This is a genomic window from Turicibacter sp. T129 (genome assembly GCF_025594975.1).
Lineage (GTDB): Bacteria > Bacillota_I > Bacilli_A > MOL361 > Turicibacteraceae > Turicibacter > Turicibacter bilis.
Window position 1 is genome coordinate 1 of sequence record NZ_JAMQUU010000017.1, and the last position, 20,475, is coordinate 20,475.

A 20,475-nucleotide genomic window follows, 5' to 3' on the forward strand; every position below is an offset into this window, starting at 1 on the left:
TCTTAGAGTGCTTTTTTTATAATTTATGAAGATGCTTAAAGAGCATTTTTTTTGTTATCTAGAGGTATTTTAAACTCGATTATTTAGAAATTAAAATTTATAGATGTTTAGAATTAATATCATGAACTTTCTATATGCAAATTTACAAATGAACTTTAATTGGGGTATACTATTATGGGATAATAAATCAAGAATTATTGTTGGAGGTCAGCTATGAATATAGGAGTTATAGGAGTCAATCATAATTCGGCACCCATTAGTGTAAGAGAAAAAGTATCATTTACAGATACAAAAAAGATAGAGGCTATAAACTCCTTATTAGATAAAGATATAAGTGAAATTGTTATACTATCTACATGCAATCGAAGTGAAATCTATGTTAGATGTGAAAATATACAGGAAAAAATAAATCTTCTAGCTAATTTTTATGAAGATTTTTTTGATGAGAAAGAAATTAAGAACTATTTATTTTCAAAGATAGGAAGAGACGCAGTCAGTCATATTTTCGAGGTTACAGCTGGCTTAGACTCCATTGTATTGGGTGAGGATCAAATTTTAGGACAAGTAAAAAAAGCACATGAATTTGCTATGCAATTGGGTTCAAGTAAAAAGGTTTTTAATAAACTTTTTAGAGAGGCGGTTACTACTGCAAAAGAGATTAAAACGACAACAAAGATTTCTGAACAGCCACTCTCTATTAGTTACATTGGTGTGAAACTTTTAAAAGAAAAAATTGGATGCTTACAAAATAAAAATGCATTGATAATTGGATATGGTAAAATGAGTCGACTAACAATGACTTATCTTCAAGAAGAAAGAATAGGAAATATATACCTAGCTAATAGAAGTCACGGTAAAGTTAGTAACATAAGCGATCAATTTCAAAATGTCATACCTATTCAATATGATGAAAGGTATGAAGTCTTACAAAATGTTGATATCGTTGTTAGTGCTACTGCTGCTCCTCATACAGTATTAAAATTAGATAAAATGCCAACATTAAATCATAGGATATATATGATGGATATTGCACTCCCACGGGATATTGATCCTAATATTAATACCCTTGACCATGTGGTAGTTTATGATATAGATGATTTAAAGAAAATTCATGATGAAAATGATGTCAAAAGAAATGAATTAGCAGGTATAGGATATCAAATAATTCATGAAAAAATTGATGAATTTATAGAATGGTTAGAATCAGCGAACATTGATCCTACTATTAAGTCATTAAATGAAAAATGTCTTGAAATTAAAGAAGATTCATTAGAATATTTATTTAGAAAATTAAATCTTGATGTAAGAGAACAGAAATTAGTTGATCGCATGATGGAGTCTGCTCTTAAGCGATTAATTAGAGAGCCCATTGTTAAATTAAAGCAAGTTAAAGATAAAGGAAAAAGAGACGAGTATATTAAATTAATCGAAGAATTATTTGAAGTTTAACCTGTGGAGGTACCTATATGATAAATGAAAAGTCAGAACAAATTTACAAAGAAGCGGTTGAGTATATTCCTGGCGGTGTTAATAGCCCCGTTCGAGCATTTAAATCAGTAGGTTTAAGTCCTATTTTCGTTGATCATGCACATGGAAGTAAGATTTATGATGTAGATGGTAATGAATATATTGATTATATCTGTTCATGGGGGCCTCTGATGTTAGGTCATTCTCCAAAAGAATTAAGTGAGGGAATAGAAGAGGTTATCAAAAAGGGAACAAGCTATGGAGTTCCTACTCAAATAGAAGTTGATATGGCAAAAATAATTGTTGAGGCTTATCCGGCCATTGATCAAGTTCGTATGGTTAACTCTGGGACAGAAGCAACTATGAGTGCATTACGAGTGGCAAGAGGATATACTGGAAGAAACAAAATATTAAAGTTTGAAGGATGCTATCATGGTCATTCCGATTCTCTACTAGTACAATCAGGTTCAGGAACGATTACTTATGGGGTTCCAACAAGTCCAGGTGTACCAGATGATGTTGTTAAACATACATTAGTTTGTAAGTATAATGACTTAGATGCCGTAAGAGAAATTTTTAAAGAAGAAGGGAATGAGATTGCGGCAGTCATCGTGGAAACTATCTCTGGAAATATGGGATTAGTTAAAGGTAAACAAGAATTTATTGAATTACTACGAGAAGTATGTACTGAGTATGGGGCAGTTTTAATATTTGATGAAGTTATTACTGGATTTAGATTAAGTTATAATAGTTCTCCAGCCTATTTTGGTGTTAATCCAGATATGGTTTGCTTTGGGAAAATTATAGGTGCTGGTCTTCCTGTTGGAGCATACGGTGGAAAAAAAGAAATCATGAGTGTCGTTTCTCCTATTGGGCCTGTTTATCAAGCAGGAACCCTATCTGGGAATCCATTAGCGATGTATATGGGGAAAAAGAATTTAGAAATCTTAAGAGATAATCCTCAAATATATACTGAATTAGAGAGAAAAGCTAAAAAATTAGAGGATGGAATAAATACTAATTTAGAAAAATTAGATTTAGATTATACTGTGACTAGAGCAGGTTCTCTAGTATGCTTATTCTTTGCTAAAGGTCCTATTGAGAACTATGATGATGCAAAAAAATGTGATATAGAAAAGTTTAATAAGTATTTTGCCCAGCTACTAAAGCGAGGGATTTTAATTGGTCCTAGTCAATATGAAGCAATGTTCTTATCGAATGCTCATACTGACGAAGATATTGAAAAAACAATCGCAGCTAATTATGAAGCATTAAAAGTTGCACATAATTTATAATAGCAGAATAATATTAAACGAAATAAAATCCTCTATTTTACATCATTTAAAGAGATTTATCATAAAACATTTGAGAATAAGTATAACAAAAAAACCTAGCCATTTGGCTAGGTTAATTTTTTCTCAAAAATAAATTCGATTTTATTTAGATAGACTAAGTAAGATAGTAAATAGATGATGAATAAGGAGGTTAAGTATGAATAAAGCAGTACTCGTCGTAAGTTTTGGAACAAGTTATAAAGAAACACGAGATAAAACCATTAGAGCATGTGAAAAGAAAATACATGACTGTTTAAGTGATTATGATTTTTATCATGCTTATACTTCAGATAAGATCATTGAAAAGATAAAAATCAAGGATGGAATCCATATCGATACCCCAAAGCAATCTTTAGAAAATTTATATAAAAAGGGGTACCAAGAGGTAATTGTTCAATCACTTCATATTCTTTGTGGGGAGGAGTATCAGGAGTTAAGCGAAGTGGTCAGACAATATAAATCTAAATTCCAGAAGATTGTTTTAGGGAAGCCTTTACTAGTAGATCATGAAAATTATGATGAGGTTGTAGAGGCGATTGAGGATCAGCTACCTGATTTGAAAGAAAATGAAGCGTTAGTATTTATGGGACACGGTACGATGACTCAATCAAATGAACAGTATTCAAAAATAGAGTCTATGATAATAGGTCATGGAATCAATGCTTATGTAGCAACGTTAGAAGGGGACTTAAAGTTAGAACAGGTGATTGAGAATTTGCATTGTCAGAATATAAGAGGGGTTCATTTAATGCCACTTATGTTAGTTGCGGGCTATCATGCGGTCAAGGATATGACTGGTGATAAAAAAGATTCTTGGAGGAATGTATTGGAAGGAGAAGGATTTGAGGTTGAGGTTCATCTTCAAGGATTAGGAGAAAATATTAAGATACAAGAGATATTTGTGAAGCGTGCGCTGAAATGTCTAGAATCATTAAATATTATCAATTAGTTAAATATGAGTTTATGAAACAGTGATATACTTATAGTAAAGAAATTAGTACAGAAGATCGATATACAAGGAGATTCATGATGAAAGTAGTTGTTGGAACAAGAGGAAGTAAGTTGGCTCTTACACAAACAAATTGGGTCATTGATCAATTAAAAGAGCGAAACCCACAGGTTGAATTTGAAGTAAAGATTATTAAAACGAAAGGTGATTTAATTCAACATTTATCTTTAGATAAAATTGGCGATAAAGGATTATTTGTTAAAGAAATTGAGCAACAACTTTTAGATAAAGAAATCGATATTGCGGTACATAGTATGAAGGATATGCCTTCCACTTTACCTGCGGGGTTGAGATTTGCTGGAACGCCTGAAAGAGAAGATCCACGTGATGTTTTAATTTTAAAAGAGGGTTACAAGAATATTGATGATTTGCCACGAGGTGCTAAAATTGGGACAGGTAGTAAGCGACGAAAGTATCAATTATTAAAGTATCGACCAGATTTAGAGATTGTTCCAATTCGAGGGAATATTGATACACGTATTCAAAAGATTAAAGATGAAAATTTAGATGGAATCGTCCTTGCAGCAGCAGGGATGATTCGAGCAGGAATGACTGAACAAATCAGTTACTATTTCCCTGTTGATTTAATGGTTCCAGCCCCTGCACAAGGAGCACTAGCCATTGAGATTCGTGAGAATGATTTAGAAATTGAGAGTTTAGTTAATAGTATTAAAGATGAAGTGACACAAGTTCGAGTAGCTGCTGAACGAGGTTTTTTAATTGGTGTTAATGGAAGTTGCCATGTTCCTATGGGAGCTTATTGTGAGATTGTTGGTGATCAGTTGAAATTAACAGGGTTGTATGGAAATGAAGAGGGAAGTAAATTGGTTATTAAAACATTAGAAGGAAGTATAGAATCTCCGATTGATCTTGGAGTTGAGTTAGCCCAATTAGTCTTAAAGGAGTATGAGAATTATGAAGGGTAAAGTATACCTTGTAGGGGCAGGTCCTGGTGATTATAAATTATTAACGTTAAAAGGGTTAGACTGTATCAGGGAAGCAGATGTTATTGTTTATGATCGATTAGCTAATGTTAATTATTTAAAAGAGGCAAAATCAAACTGTGAGTTTATTTATGTTGGGAAGGCATCAAGTCAGCATACACTTCCGCAAGAAGAGATTAATCGCGTCATTGCGGATAAAGCGAAGGAAGGAAAGATTGTCACACGCCTTAAAGGGGGAGATCCTTATGTATTTGGTCGAGGTGGAGAAGAAGGTGAAGTTTTAAAAGCTGAAGGTATCGATTTTGAAGTGGTTCCGGGAATTACGTCTGCGATTGGTGGGCTTTGCTATGCTGGAATTCCAATTACCCACCGAGACCATGCGTCATCTTTTCATGTCGTTACTGGTCATTTAAGAGCGGATGATAAAGAAAATCCTGAAATTAATTGGAATGCTTTAGCGAATACGGGAGGGACGCTTGTATTTTTAATGGGAGTGGCTAATTTGAAAAAGATTAGTGAGAACCTCATTAAAGAGGGGAAGCCGAAAGATACGCCAGTGGCTTTAATTAGTTGGGCGACGCGACCAAATCAAAGAGTGATTATTTCAACGCTTGATGAGGTTCATGAAACAGCGGTAAGAGAAAAGGTAAAGCCACCGACATTAATTGTGGTGGGATCGGTTGTGAATTTACGAGAGACGTTGAATTTCTTTGAGAATAAGCCGTTGTTTGGGAAAAATATCATGATAACAAGAAGTCGTACACAAAGTAGTTCATTAGTTGAGAAGATTATGGATTTAGGCGGGAACCCAATTGAGATTCCAACGATTAAGATTGAAAAGATTGAAAATAATGTGGCATTGGAGCAAGAAATCCGTGAATTAAAGGATTATACGTATTTAGTGTTAACGAGTAAGAATGCGGTTGATATTTTCTTTGATAAATTAGATGAGATGGAGTTGGATGCAAGAGCCCTTGCTCATGTAAAGGTTTGTGCGATTGGAGCGGCAACAGCAAGAGAGATTAAAGCAAGAGGAATTAGAGCGGATGTTATACCGAAGCGTTTTGTTGCAGAAGAGTTATATGAAGCATTAAAAGAACAGCTAACGTCTGAAGATAAAATTTTAATTCCAAGAGCGAAGAATGCTCGTGATTTCTTAGTGGAAAAATTAAGAGAAATTTGTGAAGTTAAAGAAGTTCATACGTATGAGAGTGTGATTGATCTCAGTAAGAAGGATGAAATCTTAGAGATTTTAAATCAAGAACGTGTGGATTATATTACATTTGCAAGTTCTTCAACGGTGAAAAATTTTGTAGAGATTATTGGAGAAGAAAATTTAGATAAAATTAAAAATTCTAAGGTGATTTCGATTGGTCCTGTCACATCAAAAACAGCGAGAGATTTGAATGTTGATGTATATAAGGAAGCAGAAAAGGCAACAATTGAGAAGATTGTGGAAGCCATTGTAGTTGAGTAATTTGGAGGTTTGAATCATGTTAAGAAGACCACGACGCTTAAGAGCAAATAAGGCAATTAGAAATTTAGTGAGAGAAACGAAGTTAAATGTAGAAGATTTTATTTACCCACTATTTATTGTTGAAGGTGAAGGAATTAAACGAGAAATTTCATCACTACCTGATGTGTATCATTTTTCAGTTGATAGGTTAGAAGATGAGATTAAGGAGTTAAGAGAATTAGGTCTTGAGCACGTCATCTTATTTGGGATTCCTCATGATCATGAAAAAGATGAGTGTGGGAGTGAAGGGTTTAATGAGAATGGTGTGATTCAACGTGCCATTCGCCGTATTAAAGAAGTGGATCCAGAGATGAATGTGATTACGGATGTTTGCATGTGTGAGTATACGAGTCATGGCCATTGTGGAATTTTAAATGAACAAGGTTATGTCAAAAATGATGTGACTTTAGACTATCTAACTAAAATTGCGATTAGTCATGCGAAAGCAGGGGCTGATATGGTGGCACCTTCAGATATGATGGATGGTCGAATTAAGGCACTTCGTGATGGATTAGATGAGGCGGGATTTGAAAATATCGGAATTATGTCATATAGTGTAAAATATGCATCAACGTTCTATGGACCATTCCGAGAAGCGGCAAATTCAGCACCAGCGTTTGGGGATCGTAAAACGTATCAAATGGACCCTGCTAATTCGAATGAAGCTTTAATAGAAGCAGAGTTAGATGTCTTAGAAGGGGCAGACATTTTAATGGTCAAACCAGCTCTTTCTTATTTAGACGTCATTAGACGTGTAAAAGATCGTTTTGATTTACCATTGGCAGCGTATAATGTGAGTGGGGAATATGCGATGTTAAAATCAGCAGTGAAAAACGGGATTTTAGCTGAAGGGGCGATTTATGAATCAGTGATGTCAATCAAGCGTGCTGGAGCAGATATTATCATTACTTATTTTGCAAAAGATTTAGCGAAGATGTTAAAAGAGATGAAATAAGTGTATGGCATAAAAAAAGCTGATTACGATAAATGGTAGTTAGCTTTTTTAAGTCTGTTAGGAGGGAGGTTTTTACGATGCTTTATCCAATTAATTTAGAGTTGAATCATGTTGAAATTGTGGTGATTGGTGGAGGAGAAGTAGCCTATCGAAAATGTAAAAACTTTAGCGAGTTTAATAAATCGGTTAAGGTTGTGGCACCATCATTTATTGAATTATTTTATGAACTAGAAAATGTGGAATTAATCTGGGATAGTTATAAAGAAGAATATATTCAACATGCTCAGATGGTAGTGGCAGCAACGGATAATCAAGTGATTAATCAAGCTATTGGGGAGTATTGTCATCTCCATCAAAAACTTGTGAATGTAGTTGATAGTGTTAGTCTTTCTAACTACACAGTACCATCATATGTGAAAAGAGGCGATTTACTTTTAAGTGTCTCAACCGGCGGTAAAAGTCCATCATTGTCAAAAAAGATTCGGATGGAGTTGGAAAAAAAATATGATGATAGTTATGAGGAATATGTGCATCTGTTGGGCGTGATAAGGCAACAGATTATTGAGCAGTATGAGGATGTGAAGGTCAGACGAAGGTTGATTCAAGAACTGATTAAACTCGATTTAGATGCACTTAAAGAAGAAGGTAGAAAGTATATGTCAGAGGGGGAATAGACTCCAATGATTTGGAATTTAGGGAGTCATATTATTATAGATCTATGACCAGCCTTCTTACGAGATATGGAAAAATTTATATTTTTAACTCATCTAACGAAAGCAAATAAGAGACGTTAATAATCAAACATAAAAAATATTTTAAGGGTGAAAAAGAGGCATGATGTCTCTTTTTTCGAAGGTAAAAGAAGAGATTTGTGGTGGGGATACAATCATTGTTTTCATCATGATGACAACGCTTTTAAGTGATGTTAAGGTTGTAAGATTTTTATGGTTAATAGGAAGTATGTGGTAAAATTTCTTAGAAGGCTCCAGAAAAAAATTTTAAAAAAAGCTCTTGATTTTTTAAATATCGTGCCTTAAAATGTAACTAACAATTTGATTTGAATAAATCCTTTGACGAAGAAAGTAGCAATAAGGTCAACTGCCAAGCGAGCTAGTGTTGGTGAGAGTCTAGCCAGTTCTTATGTGTGAAACGCCCTTCTATGGAAATTATCACAAATATACATGAGTATAGAGTATGATAATTGGGTACTCCCCTTACAGAGCAGAGTGGATACAAGTTTGTTGTATCAATTAGAGTGGTAACGCGGTCAGTGGGTCGTCTCTTATGTTTATAAGAGATGACTTTTTTTATAAACATATGCCATTTTAATTGATGTAATAGAATGTATCAATAAGAGTGGTACCGCGGTAAAAGATCGCCTCTTGATTAAAGAGGCGGTCTTTTTTGTTTGTCGAAAAGGGTCAAATTGAATGAAAGAGAAAATAAGGAGGAGAACGATTATGAAAAAGATGTTAATGGTTTTAATGCTAATGTTAGTGGGCGTTGTTGGTTGTGGTCAACAGGGAATCTCAATTGAAGATATCGAAAAAGAGGGGACGTTATTAGTTGGATTATCTGGAGATTATCCTCCATTTGAGTTCTACAAAATGATTGATGGAAAAGAGACATTAGTTGGTTTTGATGTCATGTTAGCTGAAAAAATTGCAGAGGAATTAGGGGTAGAAGTAGAATTTAAAAACATGGATTTTAACTCGTTAATTGGTGCTTTACAGTCAGGGCAAGTGGATATGGTCATCTCAGGAATGTCTCCAAATGAAACCCGTCTTAAACAAGTTGATTTTTCAGATTTCTATTACACTGGTGAGAATGCAGTATTAGTTAGAGAAGATGATGTAGCTAAGTATCAAACAGAATCTGATTTAAAAGATATTAAAATTGGAACTCAGTTAGGAAGTATTCAAACCCCAATTGCAGAGTCATTTACATCAAGTGTCAAAGAATTATCTACGACTCAATCAATTGTCTTAGAGTTAAGTAATGGAAATGTAGATGCTGTTATTCTAGGAAAAGATATTGCGGATCGTTACGCTGAAGAGTTTGATAATGTTGTTGTTTCAGATGTCACAATTTCTTCAGAAGAGGCAATGGCTGTTGCTCTTCCGAAAGGATCAGATGAGTTAACAGCAAAAGTCAATGAAGTCATTGCGAAGTTAAAAGCAGATGGGACACTTGGAGAAATGTTAGAAGAAGCAATGAAAATTGCGAATGAATAATTAAAGAAATGAAGTAGGTGAAGAGATGTTTGATTTTATTATTGATTACTATCCTATGTTTTTAAAAGGAACAGGAGTCACTATTTTATTAGCCTTATTAACAGTGCTTTTTGGAACATTGATAGGAGTGTTAGTTTCCATTACAAGATTTAATAATAAAGGATTTTTTGGGAAAATCTTAAATAAGTTAGCTGACGTTTATATTGCCTTTTTCCGTGGAACACCGTTAATGATTCAGTTGTTTATTTTCTGGTTTGGAATTCCTCAGTTGTTCCATATTAGGCTAAAACCTGTGGGACCAATTCCAGCAGAGTTTATTATTGGAGCTATTGCATTAGCCATTAACTCAGGGGCATATGTGGCAGAAATTTTCAGAGCTGGAATTCAAGCCGTTGATAAAGGACAAATGGAAGCAGGACGATCACTTGGATTAAGTGAGAAACAGACGTTAAAGCACATCATTTTACCACAAGCGATTAAAAATATTTTGCCGGCGCTTGGAAATGAGTTTGTTGTCATTATTAAAGAGTCAGCAATTGTTTCAGTGATTGGGTTGGCAGATTTAATGTATAATGCGGATAAGGTGACGGCAGCAACTTATAATGCATTTGGGGTTTATATTGTAGCTGCATTCATTTATTTCATTTTAACATCAGTATGCTCAAAGCTAGTATCAGTATTTGAAAGGAGATTAGACCAAGATGCTTAAGATTAATCAATTATCAAAATATTTCCACGGAAAACAAGTTTTGCATTCGATTGATTTAGAAATTAAAGAAGGGGAAATTGTAACGATTATTGGACCATCTGGATCGGGAAAATCGACTTTATTACGTTGTATGAATTTGTTAGAAGTTCCAGAAGCGGGAGAGGTTTTGTTTGAAGGAACTAATTTGTTAGACCCCAAAACGAATTTAAATGAAATTCGTGAGCATATCGGGATGGTGTTCCAAAATTTTAACCTATTTCCGAATAAAACGGTTGGTGAAAATATTACGTTAGCTTTAAAACTTCTGAAGAAAATGGATGATCAATCAGCTAAGGAAATTGCGTTTAATTTATTAACACGTGTAGGCTTAGCCGATAAAATAGATGTGTATCCATCGAAGTTATCAGGGGGACAAAAGCAACGTGTGGCCATCGCTCGTTCATTAGCATTAAATCCAAAGTTAATGTTATTTGATGAACCAACTTCGGCATTAGATCCTGAGATGGTGAAAGAAGTTTTAGATGTGATGAAAGAGTTAGGAGAAGGTGGCATGACGATGGTCATTGTGACGCATGAGATGGGGTTTGCCCGTCAAGTCGCGACACGTGCAATCTTTATTGATCAAGGACAAGTGCTTGAAGATACGACCCCTGAACAGTTATTTACTGCTCCAAAACATGAACGTACAAAAGAGTTTTTAGCGAAAGTTTTATAAACAAAAATCACTAGTTTAACTAGTGATTTTTTCTATGTTATAATGAAGATATTTTAGGAGGAGAAGTCATGGAATTAAATCAATTAAAAGAGATTTTAGCTTGTTATTTTCTAAGTGACTGTCAGATTCATCAGGGTGCATCGGGTATGAATAATTTGACTCGATTCATTGAACATGAAGGAAAAAAATATGTGTTACGTGTGTATCAAAATCATAGTGATGAAAACTTGGTTCAAGTCGAGCAAGAGATTTTAAAAAGGATTAAAGGAGTCCCAGTTCCTGTTTTAGTGCCGACAATGAGAGGGGATTATTTAGTACGCATGTATGATAAGATTGCGGTACTATTTGAGTATCAGGAGGGGGTTAATTTAAAATTAGAGAGGCTGGATCAATACAAAAATTATGGTGAAATGATTGGAAAGCTAAGTCGCGCGTTAGGAAAGTTAGAGGTTGATAAAGAGGGCTATTCACCGTATTATGAGTTAGATGAGGCATATCCTAACCATCAAATCTGTGAGTTTTGTCAACATCCATACGAAGAGTTTGAATCATTACATGAGGAGTTAAAAGTGGTTGAGAGAGTTTATGAGGACTTAATGAACTTAAGTGAGAGATTTAAGACGTTACCTCAACAACTTATTCATGGGGATATTAACTCGTCAAATTTGTTGATGGATGAAGCGGGAATGATTTCACGCATTTTAGATTTTGAATTTGTGACGAAAGATTTACGAGCGATGGAGATTGCGATTTGTTTGTCTGAGATTTTATCTGAAGGTCAGGATGAAGTTTGGCCGAGGTTAGAAGCGTTTATCGAAGGATTAAAACAATCATTGCAATTAACGAAGGAAGAGACTGAGGTTTTACCGTCATTAATTTTACTTCGTCGACTAGATGTTGTCATGCATTTTATCGTACGTTATCGACGTAATATTTCCTCGGAAATTGTAGGAAAAGGTGAATTTTTAAGTAAGCAGATTGTAAAACTTGTTGAGCAATCGAGTTGGATTGAAGAAAATGGGAATCGCTTAATTGAATTATTAAGTAATTGTGAATGATAAAAAGGACTATCTCATTTTGAGGCAGTCCTTTTATTATTTCCTTCAATTTGTTGAGTATCAAACTCATATTTTTAATTTTGTCTTGATGTAAGTTTCCTTTTAATGGGATGAGTGACCGAGCAGTTTCACTTGTGAAATAAGTCGCTATTACTAGGGCTCTAAGAGTTTATATTGTGAAAAACTTATCGAGACTTATATATTAGAGAAAGTTCATTTATAAAACCAGGTCATGCTGGTAGTTGATGTTACTCTATTAGATTGTTGTTTGATTAAGGTTTATTTTTATTAATTAAGTGAAAATATACGACTATTTTAGACTCTCTAATATAGAAAGCGCTTTATTATTGTGGTATAATTAGGAAAAGTAAAGAAGAGAGGATGGATACAGGGTTGAGGTAAGCTTATGCCAGTTTACATTGGTGTTATATGATAAGAGGGTAAAATGGATTTTTAAGGTATAAGCTTTAGAATTGATTTGTTGAAGTGATGTCATTGATGAGCACAGTTCTGATTGTGAGTATAAGGGATTAGAGATATTTATTTAACTTGAAGGATAGGATAAGGCCTAATTCACGTCTCTTCTTTAGTAATTTAAATTTGATGATAGGGATAAGCACGATGTTGGAAGTGAAGTCCATTTGAGGAAATTGGGGGACTCTCATGATTATTGGGCAGAACGATTAGTGATATGAAGGAAAAGGCTACAATTAAAGAACCCTGGAGGAGTAGATTTTAATTTAGCGAAGGCGTTATAGGGATTTGTTTATGTCTGAGCTCGATTTAGATGAAGCGTGTTTAGGCAATAATATGCCGAAGTTTATTTTGCATCTGATGGTAGTAAATCGTTTGCTACATGGATTAAATAAATCAAGTGATTTGAAAGTTATGATAAAAGTTCGCAGCAGGTTAGATTCGATTTGGGTGTTAATGAAGGATATTGGAGCGGGAGTGCTATGATCGAAGAAGGCAAAAGGAAAGTTAGCTGGTAGATGATCATCAATAGGAATGATTAATATCATTGAATGCATACAATTATCATGTTTACATGATTGTGATCCTAAGAGTGTGAGTCACCTTAATGAAGGAATGGTAGTCATCATTAAGATACCAAAACCAAAATAGGTAGGGGGAATATCCTTTGTTAAAGATCTTAATTATCGATGATGAACAAGTTGTTCGTGTCTATTTACAGAGTATTGTGAACTGGGAACAGTATGATTGTCAGGTTGTAACAACGTGTGGAAATGGAATAGAAGCATTAGAGGTCATGGCACAGCAACCAATTGATTTAATATTAACGGATTTAGAAATGCCTAAAATGAATGGTTTGCAGTTAATTGAAGAAATCAGAAGTCGAGGATATCAGACGAAAGTGATTGTGTTAAGCGATCATAGTGATTATGATTTGATTCGTGAAGCAATGAAGCTTGGTGCGCTAGATTACTATGTGAAAAACAATGTAAAAGAAGCAGACATTATCTCAATGATTCAGCTCGTTTCAGAACAAGTGAAAAAGCAATTATTACAAAAGGATGCACTTGAGGAGGAAAAGCGACTTAAAATAGACAATTTTAAAATTGAACGTAAGACTTTTTTAACAACGGTTTTAACAGGGGATGTTTATTATAATGAGTTAGAGTTATCTCAATATGTGAAGATGTATCATCTCTTTGAGCCTCGCTTAAGTTTGTATCAATTAAGATTTCAACAACCGATTGAATTAAGACAGCTTTTATATGTTGAGGCCATTATCGCAGAGGAGTTTCAAAAGTATGATCATGATGTTGTTCATCTAACTCAGGAGAAGATTTTAGTGGCTTTATATGAACGAACGATTGTTGAAGAGCAAGTGTTAATGGATCATTGGCTCAGGATTGTTAAAAATATTAAAACTTATTTAAGGGCAGAGTTACAGGCATCTAAGCAATTATTGATTGATTCAACAGAGAAGTTAATTTCATGTACGAAGTTATTTCAAAATGATGTTCCAAGTGATGTGTCGTCTGTTATTGCTGCTGAACAGTTATCACATTATCGGCCAGAGATTCAATCTATTTTAAATTATATTCATGAGCATTATGATGAGCGCATTACGCTTCAAGATCTATCAGCGTTTGCCTGTTTAAATGAGGCATATTTAAGTCGACTATTTAAAATGGAGACAAAGAAAACAATTAATAGTTATATTAATGAGTTAAGGATTTATAAGGCGAAAGAGTTATTAAAAAGTCCAAATATTATGGTCAAAGAAGTGGCTCAATTAGTAGGGATCAAAGATCAACTTTATTTCAATCGCGTCTTTAAAAAGTTTTGTGGAGAGAACCCAACTGATTATCAGGATCGTGTGAAAAAATTAGTTTCTAAATGATAATCCTTTATTGGATTATGGATAAGATAATACTATGAAAATGATAGTATGTGAATGGCTGCAAACTTAGAGATTTTGTCTGATAAAATATATCGACGTCATTACTAATTTTATAATCGGTTACAAATTAAAAACTGTCTATGAGAAGACAGTTTTTTTCATATTTTGATAGTGTTGTGATTAAACTTTAGTAAGGAGGCGACGGAATGAAAAAAGGATGGTTTAGTGTTGCGGTGCTTTTGTTTTTAGGAGGATGCAGTCAGGTTGCTAGTGACGGTGCCTGTTCGATTGATCGAGTGCATGTGGTGTTAAATGATGAGACCTCAACGCTTGGTAAAGTGTCGGTTGTTATCAATGATCCATCGTCCGTTGCAGAGTTAGTTGAGATTCTTGACACCGCAAAAAAGGGGGATCTTGTTCGGGATGATGAGTTATTATTGGCACCGGCGGTGTTTTATGAGTTGTATGATGGAGATGATCTAGTACAGATATTAATGTTTAATGGAGAGGATACTTTACGCCTGTTTCGAGGTGGGCTTTGTTTTGAGGTTGAGTATGAGGGGGTAACGTTATCTGATTGGTATAAAAAGGTACAACAGAAAGGATGAGAAAGGTGTTATTAGAAATTCCAACTCATGAAGAGGTGAACTACATCGATCAATCATTGATGGCTTATAATCATTCGCGGGAGCCTTTTTTGCAGACGAATCCATTTATTCCAGTAAATCGTTGTTTGAAGAATGAAAACGGTGAAGTTATTGCAGGCGTTTTGGCAACACTTGTATGTTGGCATGTGTTGTATGTAGATGTGTTGTGGGTTGATCCAAGGTATCGTCGTCAAGGGTATGGGAGTCAGTTGTTAGCAGAGGCTGAAAAGGTGGCCAAGGCATTAGGTGGGTATTTAGTTCATTTGTCAACGTTTGATTTTCAAGCGAAGGCTTTTTATTTAATGTGTGGTTATGAAATTTTTGGAGTATTAGAAGATTGCCCAAGAGGTCATTTAGAGTATTTCTTGAAGAAGAAATTATAGATTTTTTGAAATATGGCTGAACCTTAAGAAATTATTAAGAATTATCATTAGGTTATTTTAAGATTTTAAGTATATATTAGGGGTATCGATTATATAAGCCACGATAAATTTTCTGTAGAGATAGAATCTAGGATGCCTTAGTATTCAAAAGCTTTAAGTACTAAGACTGACTTAGAAAGATAAAAAATAATTCTATTTATATCTAGATTATTTATCGGTTTGTATAAAGTTAAGGGAGTGCGATGCAAAATGCAACGAAAAGTGGAATATAAGTATGAAGAGGAACGTGTGAGTGTTGGTTATGTATTACGAAATATGATGACAATCGGACTAGTGGTAGCGGTTATGTTTCATTTCATTATACAATAATTGCAAAATGATGATTTCTTTTGTTGGAAATCGTCATTTTTTATGTATAATTGTAGGTGAGATGGTTAAGGCTAATCATTTTTATCATGCGTAATGAAAAGTTAAGGGAGTGTAGTTAGGATGCAACGAAGAGGAGAATATCAGTATGGACAAGACCGTGTGAGCTTTGGTTATGTATTACGAAATATGATGACAATCGGTTTAGTCGTAGCTGTCATGTATCACTTTATTGTGAAATAGTGAATAGATAAGAAGCAGTCTGTTTCTATATAGTCGATGATTTCTATGGTTAGAGATCATCTTTTTTTATTAGAGAGAAGAAATTTAATTCTTGGTTTGGTAAAAAATGATTTTCGTGTATAATGAGGTTGCATATTAAGAAATTTTTAAGATTTATGACAGTTTTTTATTAAGATTTAGGGATTAAAATATAGATGAGCTTATGAGAGCAGAATTTTATGAAAGGTGGTGCTTTGGTGAAGGCAATTTTAAATAGAAGTCAAAAAGTCATCGCGTGGTTAGTTTTAGCCGTGATGGTGATTGGAGGTGCGGTTGAAATTTATTCTCAATATCCAAATATGAAAACTCAAGCGAATCGTTGGGCAGGAAACTTTTTTGAATCGTATAGTTTTTTAGATTCGTTATCGGATGGGGTACAGTATTTAGGATTTGAGATGTCGGGAGATATCATCACTCGTGATGAGGTTCCAAGTGATGTGGAGTATGGTGGAGATTGGATTAATCTTTGTGGGAATGATTTAGATTATTATGTGAAGAGTTCAACTGGTGAAAAAACATTAGAACGAAATGGAGCGTTATTGGCACAAGTTTTAGAGGGGAAAAAAGAGATTTCATCAAAGGAACTTAAATCGCAGTATCAGTATGTCGTAGAGTTTCAATTTGATCAAGAAGGGAAAGAAGCGATTAAGCAGATTTATGGTGGGGATCGTGTCTCAACTGAACAATTTTTAAACGATTATGATGTGTTTTATAATTATCAAGCAAAAGACATGAGCATGATTTTCGGAGTACCTAAAGAACTTTCGAGTCATAGTTTTTTTGCGAATCAATTACAGTACCATCTAGAAGAAGGTTATGTGATAGCAGTGATTCCTTATTTAATTGTAGGAACTGCTATTGTCGTGTTAATCACGTTTATCGTACCATTTGCTTGGTTCGAGCGTTTAGCCATTGTTCGTGGACTTATGGTGGTACCCCTAGAGTTAAGGTTTTTATTCGTTATCGGAACGTGTTTTGCAGTGATAGGAGCACCATTTTTATTAATTTTTACTCAATCTGGTTATTTGTTAGAAGCGATCGATTACTATTTTGGAATGAATCGTGCACAATGGATAGTAACGGCTATCAATTTAATCTGTTGGGGTGGATTTATAGGGGTTATCACGCTTCATGCTCTTTATCTGAAAGAATTCTTTATTATTGGTCCGTGGCAGATGATTCGTCGTCATACGATTTTAGGACAGCTGATTTGGCTTTGGCGTCGTCCAAAAGTTGTGACGAAAACGATGGTTGAGGAGAAAGTGGTGATTGAGGAAGATCCACGTGTGGCGGTCATCACCTCACAGTTAGCATTATTTAGGGACACATTGAGTGAGATGAAACCACGCCTAGAAGAAGTTAAAGGTGTCGATGAAGTCATGGAGCAGTTAGATTCGATGATGAATCTTTGTGATTTAAATCAACCACTACAACCCGTTAATGTGACAAAATTAATTTCAGATACGATGGTATTATTTGAGGAACGTTTTGTCTCGCTTGAGGTAAAAACAAGATTCCCAAAGGAGACGATTTTTGTTACAAGTCATGAGGCTTCAATGAAGCTATTAATGGAGACGTTATTAGGTGGAATTGCAGATGAGGCTTTACCACATTCTCGTGTATATCTAGAGGTCGTTTATGAAGAGCAGTTTATTGTTTTCGTTACACGTAGTGTCTTAAAGGATGAGGTAGATGTGAAGTTATTAGCCACTTTAGAAGCATTAGTTCAACAACAACGAGGCGTATTCGAATCAGTAATCGATGGTGATTTAATGAAACTAACGTTAAAATTTAAAAAATAAAAAGATATTAAGGATAATCCTACTGTTGAGATTATCCTTTTTATATTTGATAGAAAAAGAGGAGAACTCAAAAGTAGATTCATTTTTGAAGGGGATAGTGAGTTTAACGGAGAAGAAGAGTCGGTTAGAATGGATGTGATAAATTTAATAGAAAGGGATATGTTTAAATATTTATCTTGTATTTGCGATCTATTTATCAAAGGTAAAGCAATTTTTCTAGAAGTTTATCTTACCGACATTCGTGGCACTTGTAGCGGAATATGAGTTGGCTTATATTTATATCGAATCCTATTCATGAATCGAGGGCTTTTTATTCACGTATCTTTTCATTCTAGCAGTGTTTGGTTATATCTTATATGTAGTTGTAAGATATGGAAAAGTTAAAAATTGAAGGTAAGTATCATTAATAATCGTTTTTTTCTATGTTACACTTAATCTTACAATCAGAACTAAATAGAGACTTATTTCATTCAATAGGAAATTTGTGGTATAATTTTCTAGAAATTTAAATGATAGTTGATGGGGAGAGGACAAATGAATCAGTTATCTAATAAACAAAAAGCTTTACTTTGTTATTTGGGTTTACTAGTCATATTTATTTTAGTAGGGAACAGTAATAACATTCCAGAGTTGTTTATTGAACGAATATTTGAATCGATTAGAAGGAGCAATTGGGCGATACATTATTCGGGCATTATTGTCGTTGTTGGGATGTATGTGTGTTTAAAACAGTTAAATAATATTCGAGAGAATACTTTGATTAAAACTGCCTTTCGACGAATGATTGTTATGTTTATTTTGTTTAATATTTTTTCGGGGATTTGGATAAATATCATTCAAATTTATAAAGGATTTTCGGAGGATTTAAATGCAATTTATCTAGATCGAGAAAAAACATCGGTGCAAATGGAAGGAAATGAGGAGACACTTAGCATAAATGGAATCATTGATCTTAAAAATTGTAGTCGAGATACACAGATGTTTTATATTAAAATAAAATCTCCATCTTTAGTAGAAGTAGCGACAGGCAAAGATTATATTACTTTAGAGCAGAAGGTGATTCTCTATCCAAAAGAAAGACAAACCATCTATCTTAATGAAGAAATGAATATAAGTAACGAAAGTAAGTACTCAGCTTATTCAACCCATGCTTTTGAATATGTTTTATTTAATGAGGAGGGGGAAGTAGTTTTTAATGGAACAATGGATAACTATTACTTTGATTCCCGTTCACTCTATTATTAAATAGGATAGAGAAAGTCATCTCGTAGGAAGTTTGGCAAGAGGCAAGTCTTTAGATCTGGACATATTGACAGATAGGAACTTGTCTTTTTTTATGGGGAAATAAAGTTTTTAAGGTGAAATGTGCTATGGTTTAAGTATAAAGGATTCAAAAATGTCATAAAAATACCGTTTAGTCAGGGGATTTGCTAAAATTTAAAGTGAAAATTTAGGATGTAGGAGGAAATAATGTGAAGTTATTGAAGAAGAATGATTTAGAAAGTCATGATATGTATGAGTTTTGTTACGCTAAAGATTATCCTGAAAATTGGAATGAAGATTCTCTTTTTCTTATAGATGAAGAGTTTATATTATTAATGCCTTATTTAGATAAAGTTTTTTCGCAATATCATTATTATGGGCCTCAGAAAATAACTTTGCATGAGTGGGAAAATGTAAAGAAAATAGCTTTGAGTAAAGAAAATCAAAAAGAATGTATTATTACTTTTTTTATTCAAATAGATGATTGGATAAATAATGATGTTAATAAAAATGATTATTTTTGGATTTTAGGAATTTAGTGTAAAAAATATTGAGTTAAATTTTATTTCAATTAAAATATCAACAAGATTATCTAACACAGCTAAGAAAATTATTAAAGTATCTACTTTTAAGAGATTGATCGTTTTTTGGCTAGGAGCTTAATTGGGGTAAGGAATCCAAATCTTATTAAGGAAACAATCAGTTCAGACTATATGGTAAATAGTTCACTATTTCTAACGTTCTTTGTATAAAGGAAAAAACGAAATGAGTAAAGATTAAAAAATTATAAACGGAACGTCTACTTCTGTCATATGATGTATTAGGTGTTAATCATATGAAGGAGGATGAGTGGATGAAGCGGTTGATGAAGTATGTGATTTATGGATTACCATTTGTTACTTTACTGGCTGGAGAATTGTTAGCTGAAACGGAAATTGATCGAGCTCAAGTATATGTTCCGTTATTAGCATTATTTCCATTTTTGTATTTATTGCAAGGAATATTAGTTGCGTTTTACGGTGGTAGTTTATTAGTTGCAGTTATTATGACGTCAATTTCTTATGTTGTGACTTTGTTTTTATTTTTAAATCAATCCTCTTGGATTTATATTTTAATTTATTTAATTCTCACTCTAGCTATAAGTGCTATCTTTGAGTACAAACATCGACATCATTAGTAATTAGCTTGAACTGAAAGGGAAAAGGTTGATGAAGTAGGTATCTAGTCTTTAAATTTTTATGCTTTTAGATTAAATCATGTTGTTCGTGAGAGAATTGTGGAGCCGTTGATTAATTATGAGGTGATAAATATTAATCAAGAGAATATGACATAATAAAGTGCCTACCTAATCACTGAAGGGAAGGCACTTTTTAAATGAATAGGGAATAAAAATATGTTATAACGAATATGTTAATAAATG

19 protein-coding genes and 1 other annotated feature are annotated in these 20,475 nt (G+C 33.8%); all 19 genes read left to right on the forward strand.

Features of this window, described 5'->3' with window-relative positions:
* Positions 1 to 213 precede the first annotated feature (213 nt).
* Positions 214 to 1,449 (forward strand): glutamyl-tRNA reductase, encoded by a 1,236-nt coding sequence (hemA, locus tag NEH75_RS02925; RefSeq protein WP_055275884.1) that lies wholly within the window; start codon positions 214 to 216, stop codon positions 1,447 to 1,449.
* Between the two features lie 17 nt (positions 1,450 to 1,466).
* Positions 1,467 to 2,762 carry a glutamate-1-semialdehyde 2,1-aminomutase gene (gene hemL / locus NEH75_RS02930; protein ID WP_055275882.1) on the forward strand — a complete coding sequence of 432 codons (1,296 nt, stop codon included), beginning with the start codon at positions 1,467 to 1,469 and terminating at the stop codon, positions 2,760 to 2,762.
* 196 nt (positions 2,763 to 2,958) lie between these two features.
* Entirely contained in the window at positions 2,959 to 3,750 is a 792-nt protein-coding gene (locus NEH75_RS02935) for a sirohydrochlorin cobaltochelatase (RefSeq protein WP_055305844.1), read from the forward strand.
* Positions 3,751 to 3,830: 80 nt separating this feature from the next.
* Positions 3,831 to 4,736, forward strand: coding sequence for a hydroxymethylbilane synthase (hemC, locus tag NEH75_RS02940; RefSeq protein WP_055305843.1), 906 nt, complete (start codon positions 3,831 to 3,833; stop codon positions 4,734 to 4,736).
* Complete coding sequence (gene cobA, locus NEH75_RS02945; protein ID WP_055305842.1) at positions 4,726 to 6,231, forward strand: uroporphyrinogen-III C-methyltransferase; 1,506 nt, start codon at positions 4,726 to 4,728, stop codon at positions 6,229 to 6,231. The genes hemC and cobA overlap by 11 nt, the downstream gene beginning before the upstream one ends.
* Positions 6,232 to 6,247: 16 nt before the next feature.
* Positions 6,248 to 7,225 (forward strand): porphobilinogen synthase, encoded by a 978-nt coding sequence (gene hemB, locus NEH75_RS02950; protein WP_262941403.1) that lies wholly within the window; start codon positions 6,248 to 6,250, stop codon positions 7,223 to 7,225.
* Between the two features lie 77 nt (positions 7,226 to 7,302).
* Positions 7,303 to 7,899 (forward strand): bifunctional precorrin-2 dehydrogenase/sirohydrochlorin ferrochelatase, encoded by a 597-nt coding sequence (locus NEH75_RS02955; protein WP_055275874.1) that lies wholly within the window; start codon positions 7,303 to 7,305, stop codon positions 7,897 to 7,899.
* A gap of 387 nt (positions 7,900 to 8,286) precedes the next feature.
* Positions 8,287 to 8,511: a binding site (T-box leader), on the forward strand.
* 174 nt (positions 8,512 to 8,685) lie between these two features.
* Positions 8,686 to 9,459, forward strand: a complete 774-nt coding sequence (locus tag NEH75_RS02960) for a transporter substrate-binding domain-containing protein (RefSeq protein WP_055244645.1) — start codon at positions 8,686 to 8,688, stop codon at positions 9,457 to 9,459.
* A gap of 25 nt (positions 9,460 to 9,484) precedes the next feature.
* On the forward strand, positions 9,485 to 10,168 hold the full coding sequence (locus tag NEH75_RS02965) for an amino acid ABC transporter permease (RefSeq protein WP_055244647.1): 684 nt from the start codon (positions 9,485 to 9,487) through the stop codon (positions 10,166 to 10,168).
* Positions 10,161 to 10,883 carry an amino acid ABC transporter ATP-binding protein gene (locus NEH75_RS02970; protein WP_055244650.1) on the forward strand — a complete coding sequence of 241 codons (723 nt, stop codon included), beginning with the start codon at positions 10,161 to 10,163 and terminating at the stop codon, positions 10,881 to 10,883. The genes NEH75_RS02965 and NEH75_RS02970 overlap by 8 nt, the downstream gene beginning before the upstream one ends.
* 68 nt (positions 10,884 to 10,951) lie before the next feature.
* Complete coding sequence (locus NEH75_RS02975) at positions 10,952 to 11,941, forward strand: phosphotransferase enzyme family protein (RefSeq protein ID WP_055275868.1); 990 nt, start codon at positions 10,952 to 10,954, stop codon at positions 11,939 to 11,941.
* Positions 11,942 to 12,709: 768 nt separating this feature from the next.
* Positions 12,710 to 12,901 carry a hypothetical protein gene (locus NEH75_RS02980; protein ID WP_055305838.1) on the forward strand — a complete coding sequence of 64 codons (192 nt, stop codon included), beginning with the start codon at positions 12,710 to 12,712 and terminating at the stop codon, positions 12,899 to 12,901.
* A 181-nt stretch (positions 12,902 to 13,082) separates the two neighbouring features.
* Positions 13,083 to 14,312 carry a response regulator gene (locus NEH75_RS02985; protein WP_055305837.1) on the forward strand — a complete coding sequence of 410 codons (1,230 nt, stop codon included), beginning with the start codon at positions 13,083 to 13,085 and terminating at the stop codon, positions 14,310 to 14,312.
* A gap of 206 nt (positions 14,313 to 14,518) precedes the next feature.
* Positions 14,519 to 14,920 carry a hypothetical protein gene (locus tag NEH75_RS02990; RefSeq protein WP_055275862.1) on the forward strand — a complete coding sequence of 134 codons (402 nt, stop codon included), beginning with the start codon at positions 14,519 to 14,521 and terminating at the stop codon, positions 14,918 to 14,920.
* A 5-nt stretch (positions 14,921 to 14,925) separates the two neighbouring features.
* Positions 14,926 to 15,342: a GNAT family N-acetyltransferase gene (locus NEH75_RS02995; RefSeq protein ID WP_202966210.1), complete on the forward strand. Its 417-nt coding sequence runs from the start codon at positions 14,926 to 14,928 to the stop codon at positions 15,340 to 15,342.
* 845 nt (positions 15,343 to 16,187) lie between these two features.
* On the forward strand, positions 16,188 to 17,792 hold the full coding sequence (locus NEH75_RS03000) for a hypothetical protein (RefSeq protein ID WP_055305836.1): 1,605 nt from the start codon (positions 16,188 to 16,190) through the stop codon (positions 17,790 to 17,792).
* A gap of 534 nt (positions 17,793 to 18,326) precedes the next feature.
* Positions 18,327 to 19,037, forward strand: coding sequence for a hypothetical protein (locus NEH75_RS03005; RefSeq protein ID WP_055305835.1), 711 nt, complete (start codon positions 18,327 to 18,329; stop codon positions 19,035 to 19,037).
* A gap of 227 nt (positions 19,038 to 19,264) precedes the next feature.
* Complete coding sequence (locus NEH75_RS03010) at positions 19,265 to 19,594, forward strand: hypothetical protein (RefSeq protein WP_055305834.1); 330 nt, start codon at positions 19,265 to 19,267, stop codon at positions 19,592 to 19,594.
* Between the two features lie 314 nt (positions 19,595 to 19,908).
* On the forward strand, positions 19,909 to 20,232 hold the full coding sequence (locus tag NEH75_RS03015) for a hypothetical protein (RefSeq protein WP_055305833.1): 324 nt from the start codon (positions 19,909 to 19,911) through the stop codon (positions 20,230 to 20,232).
* The last annotated feature ends 243 nt before the right edge of the window (positions 20,233 to 20,475 follow it).